At 67.7% G+C, this 18,687-nt stretch carries 11 protein-coding genes; 8 read left to right on the forward strand and 3 right to left on the reverse strand.

Going from position 1 to position 18,687, the window contains the following annotated elements; genetic code table 11:
• Positions 1-83 precede the first annotated feature (83 nt).
• The 8 genes from ACFWF1_RS02980 (at position 84) to ACFWF1_RS03015 (ending at position 12,730) form a co-directional block, all read left to right on the forward strand.
• Entirely contained in the window at positions 84-620 is a 537-nt protein-coding gene (locus tag ACFWF1_RS02980) for an NUDIX hydrolase (RefSeq protein WP_107659875.1), read from the forward strand.
• Positions 617-3,271, forward strand: coding sequence for a hypothetical protein (locus ACFWF1_RS02985; RefSeq protein ID WP_379283175.1), 2,655 nt, complete (start codon positions 617-619; stop codon positions 3,269-3,271). Before ACFWF1_RS02980 ends, ACFWF1_RS02985 begins: the two co-directional genes overlap by 4 nt.
• 261 nt (positions 3,272-3,532) lie before the next feature.
• The gene (locus tag ACFWF1_RS02990) at positions 3,533-7,939 is read left to right on the forward strand and encodes a lipid II flippase MurJ (protein ID WP_379283174.1); all 4,407 of its coding nucleotides are present in this window, start codon (positions 3,533-3,535) and stop codon (positions 7,937-7,939) included.
• A 386-nt stretch (positions 7,940-8,325) separates the two neighbouring features.
• A complete protein-coding gene (sigM, locus tag ACFWF1_RS02995; protein WP_379283173.1) occupies positions 8,326-8,886 on the forward strand; it encodes an RNA polymerase sigma factor SigM in 561 nt (186 codons plus the stop codon).
• Positions 8,887-8,988: 102 nt separating this feature from the next.
• On the forward strand, positions 8,989-9,780 hold the full coding sequence (locus ACFWF1_RS03000) for a hypothetical protein (RefSeq protein WP_379283172.1): 792 nt from the start codon (positions 8,989-8,991) through the stop codon (positions 9,778-9,780).
• A gap of 153 nt (positions 9,781-9,933) precedes the next feature.
• Positions 9,934-10,920: a thioredoxin-disulfide reductase gene (gene trxB, locus ACFWF1_RS03005; RefSeq protein WP_379283171.1), complete on the forward strand. Its 987-nt coding sequence runs from the start codon at positions 9,934-9,936 to the stop codon at positions 10,918-10,920.
• An 88-nt stretch (positions 10,921-11,008) separates the two neighbouring features.
• Positions 11,009-11,347, forward strand: a complete 339-nt coding sequence (gene trxA, locus ACFWF1_RS03010; RefSeq protein WP_150400455.1) for a thioredoxin — start codon at positions 11,009-11,011, stop codon at positions 11,345-11,347.
• A 189-nt stretch (positions 11,348-11,536) separates the two neighbouring features.
• Complete coding sequence (locus tag ACFWF1_RS03015) at positions 11,537-12,730, forward strand: N-acetylmuramoyl-L-alanine amidase (protein WP_379283170.1); 1,194 nt, start codon at positions 11,537-11,539, stop codon at positions 12,728-12,730.
• Positions 12,731-12,792: 62 nt separating this feature from the next.
• Here ACFWF1_RS03015 and ACFWF1_RS03020 read toward each other — a convergent pair whose 3' ends face one another.
• The 3 genes from ACFWF1_RS03020 to ACFWF1_RS03030 form a co-directional block, all read right to left on the reverse strand.
• The gene (locus ACFWF1_RS03020) at positions 12,793-13,527 is read right to left on the reverse strand and encodes a GNAT family N-acetyltransferase (protein ID WP_379283414.1); all 735 of its coding nucleotides are present in this window, start codon (positions 13,525-13,527) and stop codon (positions 12,793-12,795) included.
• Between the two features lie 294 nt (positions 13,528-13,821).
• Positions 13,822-14,871 (reverse strand): ParB/RepB/Spo0J family partition protein, encoded by a 1,050-nt coding sequence (locus tag ACFWF1_RS03025; protein WP_379283169.1) that lies wholly within the window; start codon positions 14,869-14,871, stop codon positions 13,822-13,824.
• Positions 14,872-14,941: 70 nt separating this feature from the next.
• A complete protein-coding gene (locus ACFWF1_RS03030) occupies positions 14,942-15,904 on the reverse strand; it encodes a ParA family protein (protein WP_379283413.1) in 963 nt (320 codons plus the stop codon).
• Between the last annotated feature and the right edge of the window lie 2,783 nt (positions 15,905-18,687).

Raw genomic sequence — 18,687 nt, forward strand, 5'->3', positions numbered from 1 at the left:
GAGCCCTGGCAACCGAGATTCCAGCGCAGTGTCGGATGCGCGGGGCGTGCGTCAGCGCAAATCCAACACAGTAGGATTGCTTGGTGTCTCCGGCCGATCGTGCGAACAGTCGACGCCGCCAGCCTCGGCGCCGCGGTTCGGCGGCCAACGCGGCGAAACCGCGCATGCGCACGGTCCGGGAAACCTCAGCCGGCGGGCTTGTCGTCGACGGCCTGGACGGCCCGCGGGAAAAACGCAGCGCGGCCCTGATCGGGCGGACGGATCGGCGCGGGCGGTTGCTGTGGTCGCTGCCGAAGGGGCACATCGAAGAGGGGGAAACCTCCGAGCAAACCGCGATCCGTGAGGTGGCCGAGGAGACCGGCATCAACGGGGTGGTGGTCGCCGAACTGGGCAGCATCGACTACTGGTTCGTCACCGATGGGCGGCGGGTACACAAAACCGTGCATCATTATCTACTGCGTTCCACCGGCGGCGAACTGTCCGACGCCGACGTGGAGGTCACTCAAGTGGCGTGGGTGCCGTTGAGCGAGTTGAATTCTCGACTGGCGTACGCGGACGAACGCCGGTTGGCCGAGGTGGCGAACAAGCTGATCGACCGGATGGAGACCGGCAAGCGATGACCCAGACTTTTCGGCATCGCGCAGCGATTCCGTTGGGGGTGGTGGCCGGGCGACGGGTCGGCCTGTCGGGTCGGCTGTTCCGGATCATCGTTGCGGTCCTGATCACCCTGGGTTCGGCGACCGCACTGCTGGCGCCCGCGGCGCACGCGCAGCCCACCGGTACCGGGACTACGTCGGGGCCGAAATTCCTGAAGCTGTCGCTGGATTCGGTGACGCCGACCGCGGTCACCACGACCAGCGATCCGACGCTCACCGTGTCGGGCTCGATCATGAACATCGGCGATCGCATGGTGAAGGACGTCACCGTCCGGGTGCAGCGCGCGGCCGTGGTCACGGCACCACGCGACCTGCGCGCGACGTTGCAGCAGGATCAGATCAATTACGCGGTGAACGGCGACTTCGAGGACGTGGTGCCGCAGCTCGACAAGGGCGAGCGCACCAAATTCACCGTGACCATCCCGCTGCGCCCCGGCGCGAGCACCACCAAACGCTCGCTGAACATCAGCGAACCGGGGGTCTACCCGCTGCTGTTGAACGTGAACGGCAAACCGGACTACGGCAATCAGGCCCGGCTCGACGACGCCAGGTTCCTGCTTCCGGTGCTCGGCGTGCCGCCCGCGTCGAAGGGCACCGACGCGCCCGACGCGAGTCAGGCGGTCACCGCGCCGACCGACGCGCCGGTGGCGACGACGGTGCTGTGGCCGCTGGCCGACCGGCCGCGCGTGGTCGCGGGCATCCCCGGATCAGCGGAGAGCAAGGTCGAACTCACCGACGACGAGCTGGCCGCCTCGCTCGCCAAAGGCGGCCGCCTCGATCAGCTGCTCGGCGCGTTGGAGACCGTGTTCGACACCACGCCGACCCGCGACCGTGCCCTGGCCGCCTCGGTGTGCCTCGCGGTCGATCCCGATCTACTGGTCACGGTGCAGGCGATGACCAAGGGTTATCGGGTGCTGGCCAGTCCGTCGGATCCGGAAGGCGCGACGCGGGCGGGTACCGGTGCGGCCCAGGCGCAGACGTGGCTGGACCGGCTGCGTGCCCTCGCCGGCACGATGTGCACCGTGGCACTGCCGTTCGCGCAGGTCGACCTCGACGCGCTGGCCGCGGTGAACGATCCGGACCTCTCGGCCAGGGCGATGAACGCGCCCGCCGAAATCGTCGACTCGATTCTGGCCACCAAGTCGGTGCGCGGCGTGAGCCTGCCGGATTCCGGCAGCATCGACAATGGTGCGGGAATCCTGTTGCGCAGCCACGGTTTCGGCACGGCCGTGCTCGCCGACGCCGCCGTCACGCCGGAGGGCACGGCGGGTACGTCGGAGCCGGCGGCGCCGACCACCGGCCGCGGCGACAGCAAAAACCAGCCGACCTCGAACCAGACCACGGTGAGCCAGACCTCGGATGTCGCGGACCCGGACGTGGTTCGACTGCCCGCGGTCACCGCGCCCGTCCCGCCGCCTGCCGCGCCGACGCCCGCCAATCCGGCTGCGCCGAACGGGAATCCGGCAGCCGCCCCGGCCGTCGATCCGGCGCTGCACGTCACGTCGTTCGATATCTGGTCCGCAACCGCGCTTGCCGCACTCGGCTCGAACCCGCCGACGCCCTCGTTCACCCCCGCCAAGGTCCGCTACGAGGTCAGCAACGACTCCCGCGTAGCCCGGTTGCAGGACGCGCTCGGCGCGATCTCCTGGTCCGCGCTGAATCCGCAGCCGAATCAGCCGCGTTCCCTGCTGCTCGTCCCGCCGCAGCAGTGGAGTGCGAGCAAGGACGAGGGCACCAGCCTGCTGCGGCAGATCGAACTGCTGGTGCGCAGCAACCTCGCGGCGCCGCGCCCGTTCCAGGACCTGGTGCAACAGCCGCCGGACCCGCAGCCATACGAGCTCGACTATCTGCCGCAGGCCGCGGCCGACGCGGTGCCGGACCGGTTCATCGCGCCGGTGGCCGATCAAGGCCGCCGGATCAGCGAGCTGATGCGCGCGCTGGTCGAGGTGCCGGAGGCCGATCCGACGCCGCGCCAATTCCTCGACCCGCTGCGCGACGACCTGATCCGGGTGCTGAGCCTGTCCGATCGGCGCACCGGCGACGCCACCGCGGCCGATACTTTCGCCCAGCGCCGGACCGATCAGACCACCAAGGCGCTGGACAACATCTACCACTCGGTGACCGTGTTACCGCCCGGCGGTGTCTACACCCTCGCGTCCGAGCAGAGCCCGTTGCTGCTGGTCGCGCGGAACAACTTGCCGGTGTCCATCCGGATCAAGTTCCGCATCGAGGCGCCGCACGAGGCGAAGATCACCGACCTCGGCGAGCAGCAGCTGCCGCCGAGGGGGACACGCTCGTTCCAAATCCCGACCGAGGTGAGCGACAGCCGTAACCTGGTAATTCCGATCTCCCTTACCACACCGGACGGCATCCCGCTGGGGAATGCCACCTCGGTTTCGGTGCGCTCGAACGCCTATGGTCAAACCCTGGCAATAATTACCGCGTGTGCCGGAGTACTGCTGTTCCTGTTGGCCGGGCGCCGCTTGTGGCGCCGGTTCCGCGGGCAGCCGGACCCGGCCGACGAAGGTTTCGATCCGAGCACCCGGCGCCGGGTCAATCGATACCGGCGGGCCAAGAACCGCGTAATACAGCAGGAGCAGCAGGAGGCACAGTGAGCGACGGTGAGCTAGCGCCGTCAGTTGTGTCACCGGCCGCGTCCACCGGATTTGGACGTCCGACAAACCACAGTGGCAGAGTGGAGGACAATCGCGGAAGGCTCGCGCCGGCGCAGGGGCGGTGTGAGTAATGGGCAGTACCAGGAGGAACGGTGAGCGATTCAGCCTTGACACCGCTCGCCGAGCCGACCGGGATGCGCGGCCTCGCGCATTCGCGACACGCAAGCGCTCTGAACTGCCGGGCCGGGCGCAGGAGGCATGATGAGCGACGATGACTCATCGGCGCATCGGCCTCGATCCGATCGGCGAGACTGGCCACCGGCCCGTCGGGCGCCGGTCGCGCCATGGGAACGGCTACCGCCGCAGGCGGAGGCCGAGGACCCGGACATGAACGCGGGCCCCTACGAAGCGCCACCACCCCGAGTGCCGCACATCAGCAGGCCCTCGGCGCCGCCACAGCCGTGGCCGGGCCAGCGCATGCCGCCCGGGCCACCGCAACGGCCACCGGGCCCGCCGCAACGGCCCGCACCCGCACCGCACCCCGGACAGCGGCAATATCCAGCGCCGCCGCCCGCGCAGCCTCGCCCGATCCCGCCCGCCCAGCGACCAGGGCCGCCGCCCGGTCAATCCGGCGCGATGCCGGCCAGCCCGCCGCGACCCGCGCCCGGTCAGTCCGGACAGCTGCCGACCAGCGCACCGCGACCGGCACCCGCGCGTCCCGCGCCCGGTCAGTCGGGCCCGATCCCGACCAGCGCACCACGTCCCGGACCGCCGCCGTCGGGCCCGATTCCCGTTGCGCCGCAGTCCAGCCGGATGCCACCGCCGCGCTACGCCCCGCCGCAGGCGCGCCCGGAGCCGTACCCACCGCCGCACCGTCGCGCACCCGCAGCGGTCGCCGAGCCCGCCGAGGTAGGCAATCGGCCACGGACGCACGAGTTCCCGGCCGCCACGAAGACGGCCGAGCGGCCGAATTCGAGCGCGCGACTGCTGAGCGACTCCGGATCGATGGCGGTGGTGACCCTGCTCAGCCGGGTCACCGGCTTCGGTAAACAGCTGCTGCTGCTGACCGTGCTCGGCCCGGCCATCGCATCGGCGTTCACCGTGGCCAGCCAGATCCCGAACATGATCGCCGAACTGGTCCTCGGCGCGGTGCTCACCGCGATCGTGGTGCCGACCCTGGTGCGCGCGGAACAGGAGGACGCCGACCACGGGGTGGCCTTCGTCCGGCGACTCGTCACGGCGGCGTTCGTGGTGCTCGCCACCGCAGCGCTGCTGGCCACGGCCGCCGCGCCGCTGCTGACCACCTACGTGTTCCTGTCCGACGACGGCAAGGTCAATACCGGGCTGACCACGGCCCTGGCCTTCCTGTTGTTGCCCGCGATCCTCTTCTACGGCATGTCCGCCCTGCTGACGGCCATCCTCAATACCCGGCAGCAGTTCAAGCCCGGTGTCTGGGCACCCGTGCTGAACAACCTCGTCGTGCTGAGCGTGCTCGGTCTCTATGTGCTGATGCCGGGCGAGATCAGCCTGAATCCGGTGCGGATGGGCGAACCGAAACTGCTGGTACTCGGCGTCGGCGTGACGCTCGGCGTGGTGGTGCAGGCGGTGAGCCTGGTGCCCGCGATCCGGCGCGAGCACATCGATCTGCGCCCACTGTGGGGTGTCGACGCGCGGCTCAAGCAGTTCGGCGGGATGGGCGCGGCCATCATCCTGTACGTCCTGATCAGCCAGGCGGGGTTCGTCTTCGCCACCCGCATCTCCTCGCATGCCGATTCCGCGGGCCCGGCGATCTACAACAACGCCTGGTTGCTGCTGCAGCTGCCGTACGGCGTCCTCGGCGTCACGGTGCTCACCGCGATCATGCCGCGACTGAGTCGCAACGCCGCCGCCGACGACACCCCCGCGGTGGTCGACGACCTCTCCGCCGCCACCCGACTGACCATGATCGCCCTGCTGCCGGTGGTCACCTTCCTGACCCTGGCCGGCCCACAGGTCGGGCAGGCGCTCTATGGCTACGGCAACTTCGGCAGCGGCGACGCCGCCCGGCTCGGCCTCGCGGTCAGCTGGTCGGCCTTCTCGCTGATTCCCTACGCGCTGGTGCTGATTCATCTGCGCGTGTTCTACGCCAGGGAACAGGCCTGGATCCCGACCTGGATCATCCTCGGCATCACCGCCGCCAAGATCACCTTCTCGGCGATCGCGCCGATGGTCACCGATGCCGAGCACGTGGTGATCGCGCTGGGTGTGGCCAACGGTCTCGGCTTCGCGGTCGGCGCCGTGGTCGGCGGCTTCCTGCTGCACCGCAGTCTCGGCGATCTGCGGATGTCGAACGTGAGCCGGACGATCACCCGGGTCCTGTTCGCCTCGGTGGCCGGTGGTGCCGTGATGTGGATCGTGGACCGCGTGCTCGGACTCGACCGCCTGACCGCCTCGTTCGGCGGTCCCGGCTCGCTCATCCGGGTCGCGATCACCGCGATCGTCATGTTCTCGGTCGCCTTCGGCCTGATGCGCCTGGCCGGCGTCCCGGAGGTCGTCGCGATCACCGTCGCCATCTCCCGGCGCCTCGGCTGGACCCCGCCCGCACCCGATCTGGATCTCGACGGTCCGGTCGACGACTACGCGACTCAGGTATTGCGCAGGCCGGATCCGTATCTGGCATACCCTGGGTACGACCCGTACATGGATGCTCAGACCATGGTCTTGCCCGTGATCCGAGCCGATGCCGTTGACATCACCGGCATGGGCGAGTTCCCGTACCCTGTTCGGCAGAGAAGCACAAGTGGCGAAATCGCCGGAACCTCGACATACCAGGGCGAAGGAGGACCGAGGGTGAGCGACGACGCGGTGGGCGGCGCCCCGGCCGCTGATTCTTCCGGCAGCACGGCAGGCGGGCTTTCGACAGACGCACCGCCTCCCGTGGGCGAGCCGTCGGATCCCGCGTACGCGAACCGCGAGACCGGCACCGGTCCATCGGATCACGATGCGGCCGGGCCGGAGCACGAGGCGGCCCCGCAAGGACCGCACGATCGTCAGAGTCAGATACCGGCCCGCGATCCGATGTACGACACCGGAATGATCCCGATCGGGTCGCCGGAGATGCCGCCGCTCGGTGGCGAGAACCTCGGCTCGCGGCGCACGCCGCGCGGTCCGAAGCTGATTCCCGGCGCGTCGGTGGCCGGTGGCCGGTACCGGCTGCTCGCCGGGCACGGCGGGGCCCGCGGTCTCAAGTTCTGGCAGGCCCTCGACATCAAGCTCGACCGCGAGGTCGCGCTGACCTTCGTCGACGCCGACCAGAAGTCGAGCGAGAACTCCGGCCACGACGGCCCGCAGGCGATCCTGTCCCGCACGCTCCGGCTCGGGCGGATCAACTCACCCGGCCTGGCCCGGGTGCTCGACGTGGTGCGCGGCAGCTCCGGCGGCATCGTGGTGGCCGAGTGGACCCCCGGTCGCTCGCTGCGCGAGATGGCCGAGACGGTGCCGTCGCCGATCGGCGCCGCGCGGGCCATCCGCGCGCTGGCCTCGGCCGCCGAACTGGCCCATCGCGGCGGCGGATCGCTGTCCATCGACCACCCGGACCGGGTGCGGATCAGCGCCACCGGCGACGCGGTACTCGCCTTCCCCGGCACCCTGGCCGATTCGGACGCGCAGTCCGACGTACGCGGTCTCGGCGCCATGCTCTATGCCCTGATCACCGCCCGCTGGCCGATTCGCTCCGGTGGGGTCACCGGCACCGCCGCGACCGTCGGAGGGTTGCGGCTCGCCGATTTCGGCCCGGACGGCACCCCGGTGGAACCGCGCCAGATAAGACCCGAGGTGCCCTTCGAGATCTCGGCGGTCGCGGTGCGATCGCTGGAGTCGAACAAGGGCGTGCGCACCGCCGCGACCGTGCAGCACGTGCTCGAACAAGCGTCGGTGGTGGATCAAAAGACCGATTTCATTCCGGTGCTCCGGCTCGGACAGCGGCCGCCGTCGGCCCCCGACGAGTCGCTCGCCGACCCGGAATTGCTTGCGGCCGAACGCGAGAGATCCCAGCGGATGATGTGGATCATGGTCGGCCTGGGCATCCTGGCCGCGCTGGTGGTCGGCATCGTGATCTGGTGGATGGTCAGTGTTTTCGCGCCGGGCGCATCGGACGCCCCGCTCAACGAGCAGCGCAATATCGGCCTCACCACGAACAACAGCGCACCGGCCACGCCAGCGGCCGCCGGACCGACCGCCCCGTCGGGCGGGGTCCCGATTCCGGTGACCGGAGTGACAGTGTTCTCGCCGGAAGGCACCCCGGACGGCGTCGGCAACGTCAACGCGGTACTGGACCAGAATCCGGGCACGCTGTGGCGCACGGATCAGTACTTCCAGCAGTTCCCGGCGCTCAAGAAGGGCGTCGGGCTGCTATCGACGCTACCCAGTCCGGCCAAGTTGACGAACGTCTCGATCAACTCGCCGAGCCCGGGTACCACGGTGGAGATCCGCACCTCGCCGACCGCGCAACCGACACTGGATCAAACTCAGCTCATCGGCACGGCCAAGCTAGGCGACGGGGTCACCGACATTCCGGTACGCACCGATCAAGCCGCCCGCTACGTGCTCGTCTGGATCACCGGACTGGGCAACTCCGGCGGTCAGTTCCAAACCTCGATCGCAGATATCCGTTTCGACGCCGCGCCCTAGAGCGTGATTTCACTGGTAGCCACGCCTTAACGCGTGATTTCGCGAGTACATGGGTAACTCGCCGGGTACGGGCTAACCCGACCCATTCTCCTGCCGCAAGCCGCCAAATCTGCCGCTGCGCACCTAAGTCTGGCCTGAATCCGCGGAGAGGCGGACAAGCTTGCTGCCTAATCGCGCGGGACGATATGATCTGCTCGCGCTCTCAGCACAGGGGAGCTTCCCGGGTTCTGGTTTTTCGATCCTGGATGCTGCGAAATTTCGGTGATGGTCGTCCGTGTCCGTCGCCACCGTGAGCGCTGTCCAAGGGGTTGGCATTGTCGTCGGAACTGAACGAAGAAGTCCGCGGGGGGACATCGCGGCCTGCCGCGTACCGCGAGCGTTCGTTCGTGGGCGAGGACTACACCGATATCGAGCTGCTGCAGGCGCATGTGCGCGGCCAGCGGCACGCCTTCGCCGAGTTGCTGCGCAGGCACAACGATCATCTGTGGCAGACCGCCATGCGCACCTCCTACACCCGCGAGGACGCGGCGGATTCGCTACAGGACGCGCTGCTCTCGGCCCACCGCACGGCCGCGACCTTCCGGGCCGAGGCCGAGGTGCGCAGCTGGCTGCACGCGATCGTGGTGAACGCGTGCCTGGACCGGATCCGGCGCAACAAGATCCGCAAGGCGGTCTCACTCACCCCGGAGACGATGCCGGAACCCCGCGACGACCGGGACGCGGTCGCCGAACTGGAGATGTCGCTGGTGGTCGATCACGCGCTGTTCTCGCTGCCCCCGGATCAGCGGACCGCACTCGTTGCCATCGATCTCGAGGGGTATAGCGTGGCCGAAGCCGCCGCTATGCTCGGAGTCCCGGAGGGGACGATCAAGAGCCGCTGTGCCCGCGGGAGGCAGCGTCTGCAAGAACGATTGGAATTTCTGCGCGATCCGGGGAACCGGAGGTAGTTGAGATGCGTCATTAATAGTGACGGACCCGTAGACGATGTCCCTATAGTCCCCGTCCCCGAGGCGATCCCCGCGATGTCAGATGAGAACACTGGAGGTGCGATGGCAACCCGGTCGATGCCACAACCTCCGTTCTCGGCCGAGTTGCTCGCCGACCTGCACGCGGACAATGTGACGCCCGAGCTGCGGGAACAACTGTGGCCCGCGGTCCGCCAAGACGGCGACGCGCTGCGCTTCGTGCACGCCCTGGACGACGTGACCACCGAACTGCGCGCGCTCGGCCGGAGCGACCGGATCATCCACGCGATGCCGGACGACATCGCCGCCCGGCTCGAACAGTTCGTCGACGGTTTCGACCTGGACGAGGAGCCCACCGAGGCGGGCGCCACCATCTACCAGCTGCCGCGCTCGGCCGAGTCCGAAAACACCGAAGTCACCGTGGTTTCCACGCCGCCCGCCGTGCCGATCTCGCTGGATGAGCGCCGCCGCAGCCGGCTGCGCTGGTTCACCGCCGCAGCCGCCGCGGTGGCGGTCGTCGCCTGCGCCTCGATCGCGCTCACCGTGGTGCGTGGCAACGACGGCACCCCGTCGGCCCAGCCCACCTCGAACAGCGTCCCGCTCGGCGACGATCTCAACGCACCCGCGTTGCTCAGCGCACTCGGCCGCAACGACGCCACCGGCCTGCTCGGGAGCCCGGCCGCCAGGGAACGCTGCGTGCACGCCAACGGACTCGACCGCACCATCCTCGGCTCGAACAACTTCCGCTATCAGAACCAGGACGCGGTGCTGATCCTGCTCACCGGCCCGCGCACCCCGAAGATCACCGCGCTCATCGTCGGAACCGGTTGCACCACAGACGATCCGCAACGCCTCACCGTGCAGGACATCGGCTGAGTGACCCACGCGACAATCGCGCTCGCTGCCGCCTGAACGCCTCCGTCACCGCACTGAGCCGAACCTCACGTGGGACCGGGTCGGCCCAGGAACAATAGCCATTACCCTGTTGTTGACCGAGACGTCCATTGATTTCTCCCCCGGAAGGGCCTCATGAGTGCGCCAGTTCGCGACCTGATCATCGTCGGCTCCGGACCTGCCGGCTACACGGCTGCCGTGTACGCGGCCAGGGCCGAGCTGCAGCCGCTGGTGTTCGAAGGCACCCAGTTCGGCGGCGCCCTGATGACCACCACCGAGGTGGAGAACTTCCCCGGCTTCCGCGAGGGCATCATGGGCCCGGACCTGATGGAGGAGATGCGGGAGCAGGCCAAGCGCTTCGGTGCCGACATCCGCACCGAGGACGTGGACGCCCTCGACCTCAGCGGGCCGATCAAGACGGTCACCGTCGGTGACGAGACCTACCAGGCGTACGCGGTGATCCTGGCCATGGGCTCGGCCGCCCGCTACCTCAACGTGCCCGGTGAGCAGGAACTGCTCGGCCGCGGCGTGAGCGCCTGTGCCACCTGCGACGGCTTCTTCTTCAAGAACCAGGACATCGTCGTGGTCGGCGGCGGCGACTCCGCGATGGAGGAGGCCACCTTCCTCACCAAGTTCGCCGCCAGCGTCACCATCGTGCACCGGCGCGAGGAGTTCCGTGCCTCGCGCATCATGCTGGAGCGGGCCAAGGCCAACGAGAAGATCAAGTTCCGGCTCAACGCCGAGGTCGCCGAGGTCAAGGGCGACAGCAGCGTGACGAGCCTGGTGCTGCGCGACACCCGCACGGGGGAGACCTCCGAGCTGGCCGCGACCGGTCTGTTCGTCGCGATCGGCCACGATCCGCGCAGCGAGCTGGTCCGCGACCAGGTCGAGCTGGACGACGAGGGTTACGTGCAGGTGGTGCACCCGTCCACCGCAACCAAGGTGGCGGGCGTGTTCGCCGCAGGCGACCTGGTCGACCACACCTACCGCCAGGCGATCACGGCGGCCGGTACCGGCTGCCGCGCGGCCATCGACGCCGAGCGCTGGCTCGCCGAACAGGGCGATATCAGTTCCAACACCCTGGATCACGCGGGCCACACGGTCGCCGTGCCCGCCAACTGACCTCGCTCGTCCCCGTCGCCCGCGCTGCGGGCGACGGCCTGGGGCCCGCACTGATCCGTGAGCTCCGTCATTCAGCAAGGAGAATCCCATGTCCGACAGCGCCACCAAGAACACGATCACCGTCACCGACGCGACCTTCGCCGACGCCGTACTGCTCAGCGAGAAGCCCGTCCTCGTCGATTTCTGGGCCACCTGGTGCGGCCCGTGCAAGATGGTCGCCCCGGTGCTGGAGGAGATCGCGGGCACCCACGCGGACAAGCTGACCGTCGCGAAGGTGGACGTCGACGCCAATCCCGGCACCGCCCGCGATTACAAGATCCTGTCGCTGCCCACTATGATGCTGTTCCGCGGCGGTAAGCCGGTGAAACAGATCGTCGGTGCGAAGGGCAAAGCCGCCCTTTTGCGCGAACTCGACGGCGAAATCTGACACCTGTCGCGCAGATGCCGTAGGCGCCAAAGGCCGTCGAGAACCATCGACGCGCCGTAGGATGCCTGGACCCGGGAATGCCGAATTCCCGTCCGGGTCTGAGACAATCGACCGACACCGGTCGTGCGCAGGGTGTATCCCATCGCATGAGTGGGTACCCGGATTGACGGAAGGAAAGGGCTCTCACGCATGCACCGACTTCGTCACGGCGATAGCGGTCCAGCCGTAGCAGAGGTTCGGAGCACCCTGGCAAGTCTCGGGTTCTTACACGCACACGTCGATACCGAGCACGCCGACGCCCGCGAGTACTGGAAAGACACCGAGGCCTCCTTCGACCACCGGCTCGACTCGGCGGTCCGCGCGTTCCAGCAACATCGCGGGTTGCTCGTCGACGGTGTGGTCGGCCCGGCCACCTACCGAGCGCTGAAAGAGGCGTCCTATCGCCTCGGTGCGCGCACGCTGATCTATCAGCTCTCCGCACCGCTGTACGGCGACGACGTCGCGACGCTGCAGCGCAAGCTGCAAGACCTCGGCTTCTACGTGCATCGGGTCGACGGTTACTTCGGCCCGCACACGCACGAAGGACTCTCTTCCTTCCAGCGTGAGATCGGGCTGGCCGCCGACGGTATCTGTGGACCGGACACGCTCCGCTCGCTCGACCTGCTCGGCGCCCGCGTCACCGGCGGCAATCCGCATCGGATCGCCGAGGAAGAAGTGGTGCACCGGGCCGGGCCGCAGCTCACCGGCAAGCGCATCGTCATCGATCCTGGCCTGGGCGGACCCGACAAGGGACACCCGGTGCCGACCGAATTCGGCGAGGTGTACGAGTCGGAAATCCTGTGGGACTTGGCAAGTCGGCTCGAAGGCCGGATGGCGGCCACCGGCATGGAGACCTTCCTGTCGCGGCCGTGGGGTCGCAACCGGACCGACGCCGAGCGCGCCGACACCTCGAACACCTTCGACGCCGACCTGATGATCTCGCTGCGCTGCGCGACCAATCCGAGTCCGCTCGCCAACGGCGTCGCAGGCTTCTACTTCGGCAACTCGCACGGCTCGGCGTCGATGATCGGTCAGGTGCTGGCCGGCTTCATCCAGCGTGAGGTCGTCGCACGCACCTCGCTGCAGGACTGCCGGACGCACGCCAGGACCTGGGATCTGTTGCGGCTCACCAAGATGCCGACCGTCCAGATCGATATCGGTTATCTGACAAACGATTACGACGCCGCCGTGCTCACCAATCCCCGGATGCGCGACGTGATCGCCGAGGCCATCCTGATCTCGGTCAAGCGGCTGTACCTGCTCGGGCAGGATGACCAGCCCACGGGCACATACACTTTCGCGGAACTGCTGGCGGAGGAGCTTGCCGCCGCCGACCGCATGTAGCTCCGAGAACAAATCACCCCCTGCCGATCCGATCGGCAGGGGGTGTTTCTTTATAGAGATTCTCAGCGCACTCCGACGCGGGCCGGGGGAGTCATCGCCGCGGCGGCGAGCAGCTGGTCGAGCGCGCGCTCCACGTCTTCCTTCCACCCGTGATCGGAGTCGAGTTCCAGGCGCAGCCGCGGGAACCGGTGGTGCGGCGCGATCACCTTGAAACCGACCTCCTCCAGGAAGTCGGCCTCGATCATGCAGGTCTCCGGGGAGCACTCGGTCATCGAACCCGGTGCGTTCGCGCCGGAACCCTTGATCGGCGAGATGATCCGCTCCATCAACGTCATCGAACCGAAGCGTTCCGACAGTGCCTGCGACGGCGGATCGGACCGGATGCCGAACGCCTCCAGCGCGCGCACGCCGCGACGCACCAGATCGGCCACCACAGCCTGCATGAGCTGGTGGGCAACCTCGTTGTCCTGGTACGGGAATTCGGCCTGCAGCGTGGTCAGCAGGACCGCGTCCGGGCTCACCGGTGAGGTGGGGAAGAGGGTGGCGCGCGGCACCGCGCTCGGCGGCGAATACAGGGCACACCCCGCGACGTTGCCGTCGACGTTGGCCACCTGTCCACAGGAGCCCCACTCCAGCAGCACCGTGGAGAGCCAGGCCTCCTTTTCGAAGACCGGGTCGCTGAAGCCGCGGGAGTCCTCGGCGACAGCCGGATCCATCTCCCAGAACACGCAGCGCCGGGAGTGCGCGGGGAGCTTGTCCAGCTCGCCGAGGGTAAGTGCTGTGACGCTGGTCGACACTGCTCTGCTCAGCCTCCAGCTGTCCGATTCGTCCACGCTCATGTCCGCGCCTCGCTCGCGCTCGGCCCGAGCCTGCGCGAGGCACACTGACGCACGGTTCGCACTCTCACACCGCATCACTATGTTCTTGCCAGCAAGAATAAGCGATCAACAGAACCCGCCTCATTCCACGTCGCTGTGCTGTTGGTTAAGAACTTGTGTTGGTCCGTCCGGGAGATCGTGCGCTCCGCCGACTCGCGGAAATCACGCGCCGTCACAGTGACGTTTCGGCTCCCAGGGGCGTACCTGTCGCATTCACAAGTCTTTTTCTGTCACTTCCGTCACAAGCTGAGGGTTCTGGCCCATCAGGCTGGCAATGCGCTCGAGATCCTCGAGGGAGCCGAACTCGACGACGATCTTGCCCTTGCGCTTGCCCATGCTCACCATGACCCGCGTATCGAACGAATCAGCCAGCCGCTCCGCGAATCGCTGCATGCCCGCCGCGATCAACGGCTTGTGCTTCGGCTCCGGCGGCGCGGTCGGATCCGCGACCGGCTCCGGGGTCGTTTCCTGGTTTGCCAGGATGACGGCTTCCTCGGTGCTGCGGACGGATAGGCCCTCCGCCACAACGCGCTTGGCTAGTTCCTCTTGCGCGTCCACCCCGGCGGTCAGCCCGAGCAACGCTCGCGCGTGCCCGGCCGAAAGCACACCCGCCGCCACGCGACGCTGCACCGAGATCGGCAGCTTCAGCAACCGGATCATGTTGGTGACGGCGGACCGCGAACGACCGATGCGATCGGCGAGCACCTCATGGGTGACGCCGAACTCTTCCAGCAGCTGCTGATAGGCCGCCGCCTCTTCCAACGGGTTGAGCTGCACCCGGTGGATGTTCTCCAGCAGGGCATCGCGCAGCATCGACTCGTCGGCGGTCTCCCGGACGATCGCGGGGATCGCGGCCAGACCCGCCACCTGCGAAGCGCGCCACCGGCGTTCGCCCATCACGAGCTGATACTTGTCGACACCCGGCTCGACCCGACGCACCACGATCGGCTGCATCAGACCGAATTCCTTGATCGAGTGCACAAGCTCGTCCAGTGCCTCGGCCTCGAACACCTGACGCGGCTGCTTCGGGTTCGGCTCGATCTGCTCCGGCGGAATCTCGCGGTAGACCGCGCCGCCGGCGGCGAGGTCGTCGTCGGTCGGGTCGGGGACCCGATGCAGGTAGGCCGACGCGGGCTGCGGCCCGATCGGATCCAGACCGATGACGCTGGCCGCTTGACTGCTGAGCCCCGGCGCAGTCGCCGGTCCCGTCGGGATCAGCGCGGCAAGACCGCGCCCTAGCCCACCCTTCTTCGCCTGACTCATCGGTCTACAGACCCCTTCCTCGTTCCGCCACCAAACCGGGTCTTGCCGACCCGGCGCTCATTCAGCCAGCTCACTCCGCGGCTTCAGCGGCGGCCGCGGCATGCGCCAGCGCCGTCGCCTTGGCCGCCATTTCGCGCCCGGCATCGAGGTAGCTCATCGCGCCTCGGGAACCTGGATCGTAATCGAGCACCGTCATGCCGTAGCCCGGTGCCTCGGACACCTTCACACTGCGCGGAATCACCGACCGCAGCACCACGTCACCGAAGTGCCCGCGGACCTCCTCGGCGACCTGGTCGGCCAGCTTGGTCCGGCCGTCGTACATCGTGAGGATCACCGTCGACACATGCAGGTCCGGATTCAGGTGCGCCTGCACCAGACCGATATTGCGGAGCAGCTGCCCGACACCCTCCAGCGCGTAGTACTCACACTGGATCGGGATCAGCACCTCCTTGGCCGCGACCATCGCGTTGACGGTCAGCAGGCCGAGCGACGGCGGGCAGTCGATCATCACGTAGTCGATGTCGTAACCGGCGATATTGGCCTCCTGGATGGCGGCCTTGAGCCGACCCTCCCTGGCCACCATGGACACCAGTTCGATCTCCGCGCCGGCCAGATCGATCGTCGCCGGGATGCACAGCAGCCGCTCGTTGTGCGGGCTCTGCTGGATCGCGTCCTTGACCGACACCTCACCGATGAGTAGTTCGTAGCTGGACGGAACACCCGAGTGGTGCTCGATGCCCAGGGCGGTGCTGGCATTGCCCTGCGGGTCCAGATCGATCACGAGGACCGTCATCCCCTGATGCGCCAGAGCGGCCGCGAGATTCACCGCGGTGGTCGTCTTGCCGACGCCGCCCTTCTGATTGGCGATGGTGATGATGCGCTGCTCGTGCGGTTTCTGCACTGTCACCTTTCCTGGATGGAGAATCTGGCTGGCGCGTTGTGCTTCGGCCGCGATCGGGGTCTCGCTGGGGGAGATGTTCCCGAACGGTGTGCTTCCGAATGTCTCCGTGTCGAAATTGCTGGAGTCCAGCATTCCCGGCACGCGCGACGTAGTTTCCCGTGAAACATTCGCCGGACCGCTCGACATAGACAGCTCCTAACCCGAGAACTTCAGATCACGTGCTTCCGACGAGCGTCGGCGCCGTGTCATCAAACAGCTGGTGTCGGTACGAACATGATGCGCAACCGGGTTCGCGGCGCCCGATCGACCGAGCGGAGCACTCGTCGCGACACCAATTCCTCCGTGGCACCTACGCTCACGCCCGACGCCCACTAGCTTGCCAGCACCGAGCGCGATAAGAAAGCTGAATCGCGGCAATGCACACACGACACGCGAAACTGTCCCATTTCCACCCCCGATCCCCGATGTTTCACATGAAACACCGCGCCCGCCAACAGGGTTACGGGTCATCCCAAGCGGATTCGCGCCTGCGGACCTTGACAGGGCGACCCGAACCCACGCGCTCCGCTCACCATCGGCGAGCTTGATAGCTCTGCCGCGACGCGATCGGACGAGTGTCTGCCGATCAGCGAAGGGGCCGTGCAAGTTCCGCAGGGGCGATGCCCGGCCGATAGGTGCGAACCCGCAACAGAACCCGACCTGCCTACTCCTCGGGACAAGATCGCGACAAGTCGGGCTCGGCTGTCCCTGCCTCAGGGGCGCGTGGTCTGGTAAGCGCCAATCGGGGGAGCGCCAGCGCTAATCCTGCGGAGGCACGAGTCGACCCACGCGTGCGAATCGTTGCACCCAGATGCGTCCAATGCCGACCCCGCGCTGACTCGTACGCCAAGTCGCCGCCTCAGGAGGTCGCGCCATGCGCGCTGCAACCGACGCCTGGACGGTCCGATGGCTTCGGGGAAACTGCGTAGGGAGCCCTGCCGGGCAACGGACCAACATCGTGAATCCCCACAGGGCGCACGAGCGGACCGACACGGGTGGATCGCCAGGGACCGACGTACCTCTGGGGCATCGCGCGATCGAGCTCGGATCACTGCCTCCAACCCGGCCTCACGGTCTGGCCATAACCAACACGTCCCCGTGATCGAGACGGCCGAAGGGCTCCTAGGAGTTATTCACTAGTCCCCGCGACGCACAGATTTGGTTCCCCGTGAAACCGAGCGGGCGCGACCGAACCGTTGCGCGTTGGAAAGCGCAAGGAAAGGCTGAGCGAGTGTGAATCTCAATCGGCAGAGACTTGCGAGTCCACCGAGCGCACTAGATCCGGTCTGCGCGTACGGACCGCCACACAACCGATCCTCGCGCACTCTCTACGTCAGCGCGCACGAGGATCGGTTGCGCCGGAACGTGCCGATCGACGGAGCCGCATGCGGGAGCGCAACCGGCCCGGCGCAAAGCACAGGACAGCCCAGAGTCAGGATTGGGTCCGCCCGGCCGGTGTTGCCAGCAAGCGACCGCAACTCTGTTGGCCGTCCGTAGGTCTAGTGCGGACCGCGTGGGAACGAACCGAGGGGGAAGCGCGTGGCCGGGTCGACCGAGACTCGCGAGTGCACCTCTGGACCCCACATATGCCTCAGGTCCCCGCAAAGTTCGGATCGACTCAACATCTTCAGTTGGCCCGGCGGACCCGCGCGGTGCCTGCAATCGATGCCGCCTCGCTACCGTTCGCGGACTAGATGAGGACTGCGTGGGAACGAACCGGGCGAGCGCGCGGCCGGTCTATAGAGACTTACGATCGCGCGGCCGGAGCCGCGCACGCCACACGGCAGCACGCAGCCCAGATCGGTTCGGCCGCCGCTGTCGGCCCCCGACCGCGCAAGGCCCGCAAGTGACGCAGCCACTCGGGGACTGCGGGGGAGTCGTGTCGATTGGCGGAACCTCACGGGGGGACGCGCAGCCGATCCGGCACATACCGCGGATCGTCACGGATCGGGTTCGGCCGACTCAGGCAGCCCGAACACGCAAGGCCCACAAGTGACGCAGCCACTCGGGAACTGCCGGAGAGTCGAATCGACTGGTCGAACCTCCCAGGGAACGCGCAGCCGATCCGGCACACGCCGCGGATCGTCACGGATGGGTTCGGCCGGCTCAGTCAGCCCCGGCCGAGCGTCGCCCGCAATTTACGCGGCTTCGCGATTGCTCGCGGGCTTGGTGAACGTCAAGCGGAACTGCAGGGGAGTGCGTCCCGATCGACGGGCTCCTCGCCAGTTCTAGATCTGTGCGATCCGACCCGGCGCGCGGGCCTGACGAGGACGGCGGAACTGGCATGCGGACTGATGCAACGCGCTGAGGTCGAGCAGCGGGCTCGTCTTCCTCAACCGGTTTGTACGTGCCGACCTTTGGCCCGCCGTGCGTCGTGCCCCACTCGTCAAGCATCACCGCTCCCGATGTTTCATGTGAAACCATCCGACACGAACCCCAGGGAAGTCACCCATCTAAGGTTGGCGGCAGGGAGATTCTTGTCCCCAGCGAATCGCGCGGGCCGAGCGTCCACTGGCACATCCCGATGCAGCCGCTCTCGACCAACTCACGGGCTTGGGAGACGCCCAAAAGGAATTGGTCGAGGGAAGTGCCTCCTAGTCAACGGACGCCTCGCAAGTCCTTTGTGTGCGCAGTCTGGTCGGCCGGGGTGGACCGTCAAAGGCAACTCGACCGGCATCCGCCCTGACACCGTTCGCTGAGTTCCCGCATCGGACTCGGCTTCCGCAAACGGTTCTGCGCATGCCGATCCTTAGACCTCCACCGCGCATCGCATCCCGTGTGGCCCCGCCCCCGCGAGCGCGGCAGGCGCTCGCCGCCCCAATGTTTCATGTGAAACCGTCCGACACGACACTCCACCAAAGTCGCCCCATCCGTCC

The organism is Nocardia sp. NPDC060255 (assembly GCF_042727395.1).
GTDB lineage: Bacteria > Actinomycetota > Actinomycetes > Mycobacteriales > Mycobacteriaceae > Nocardia.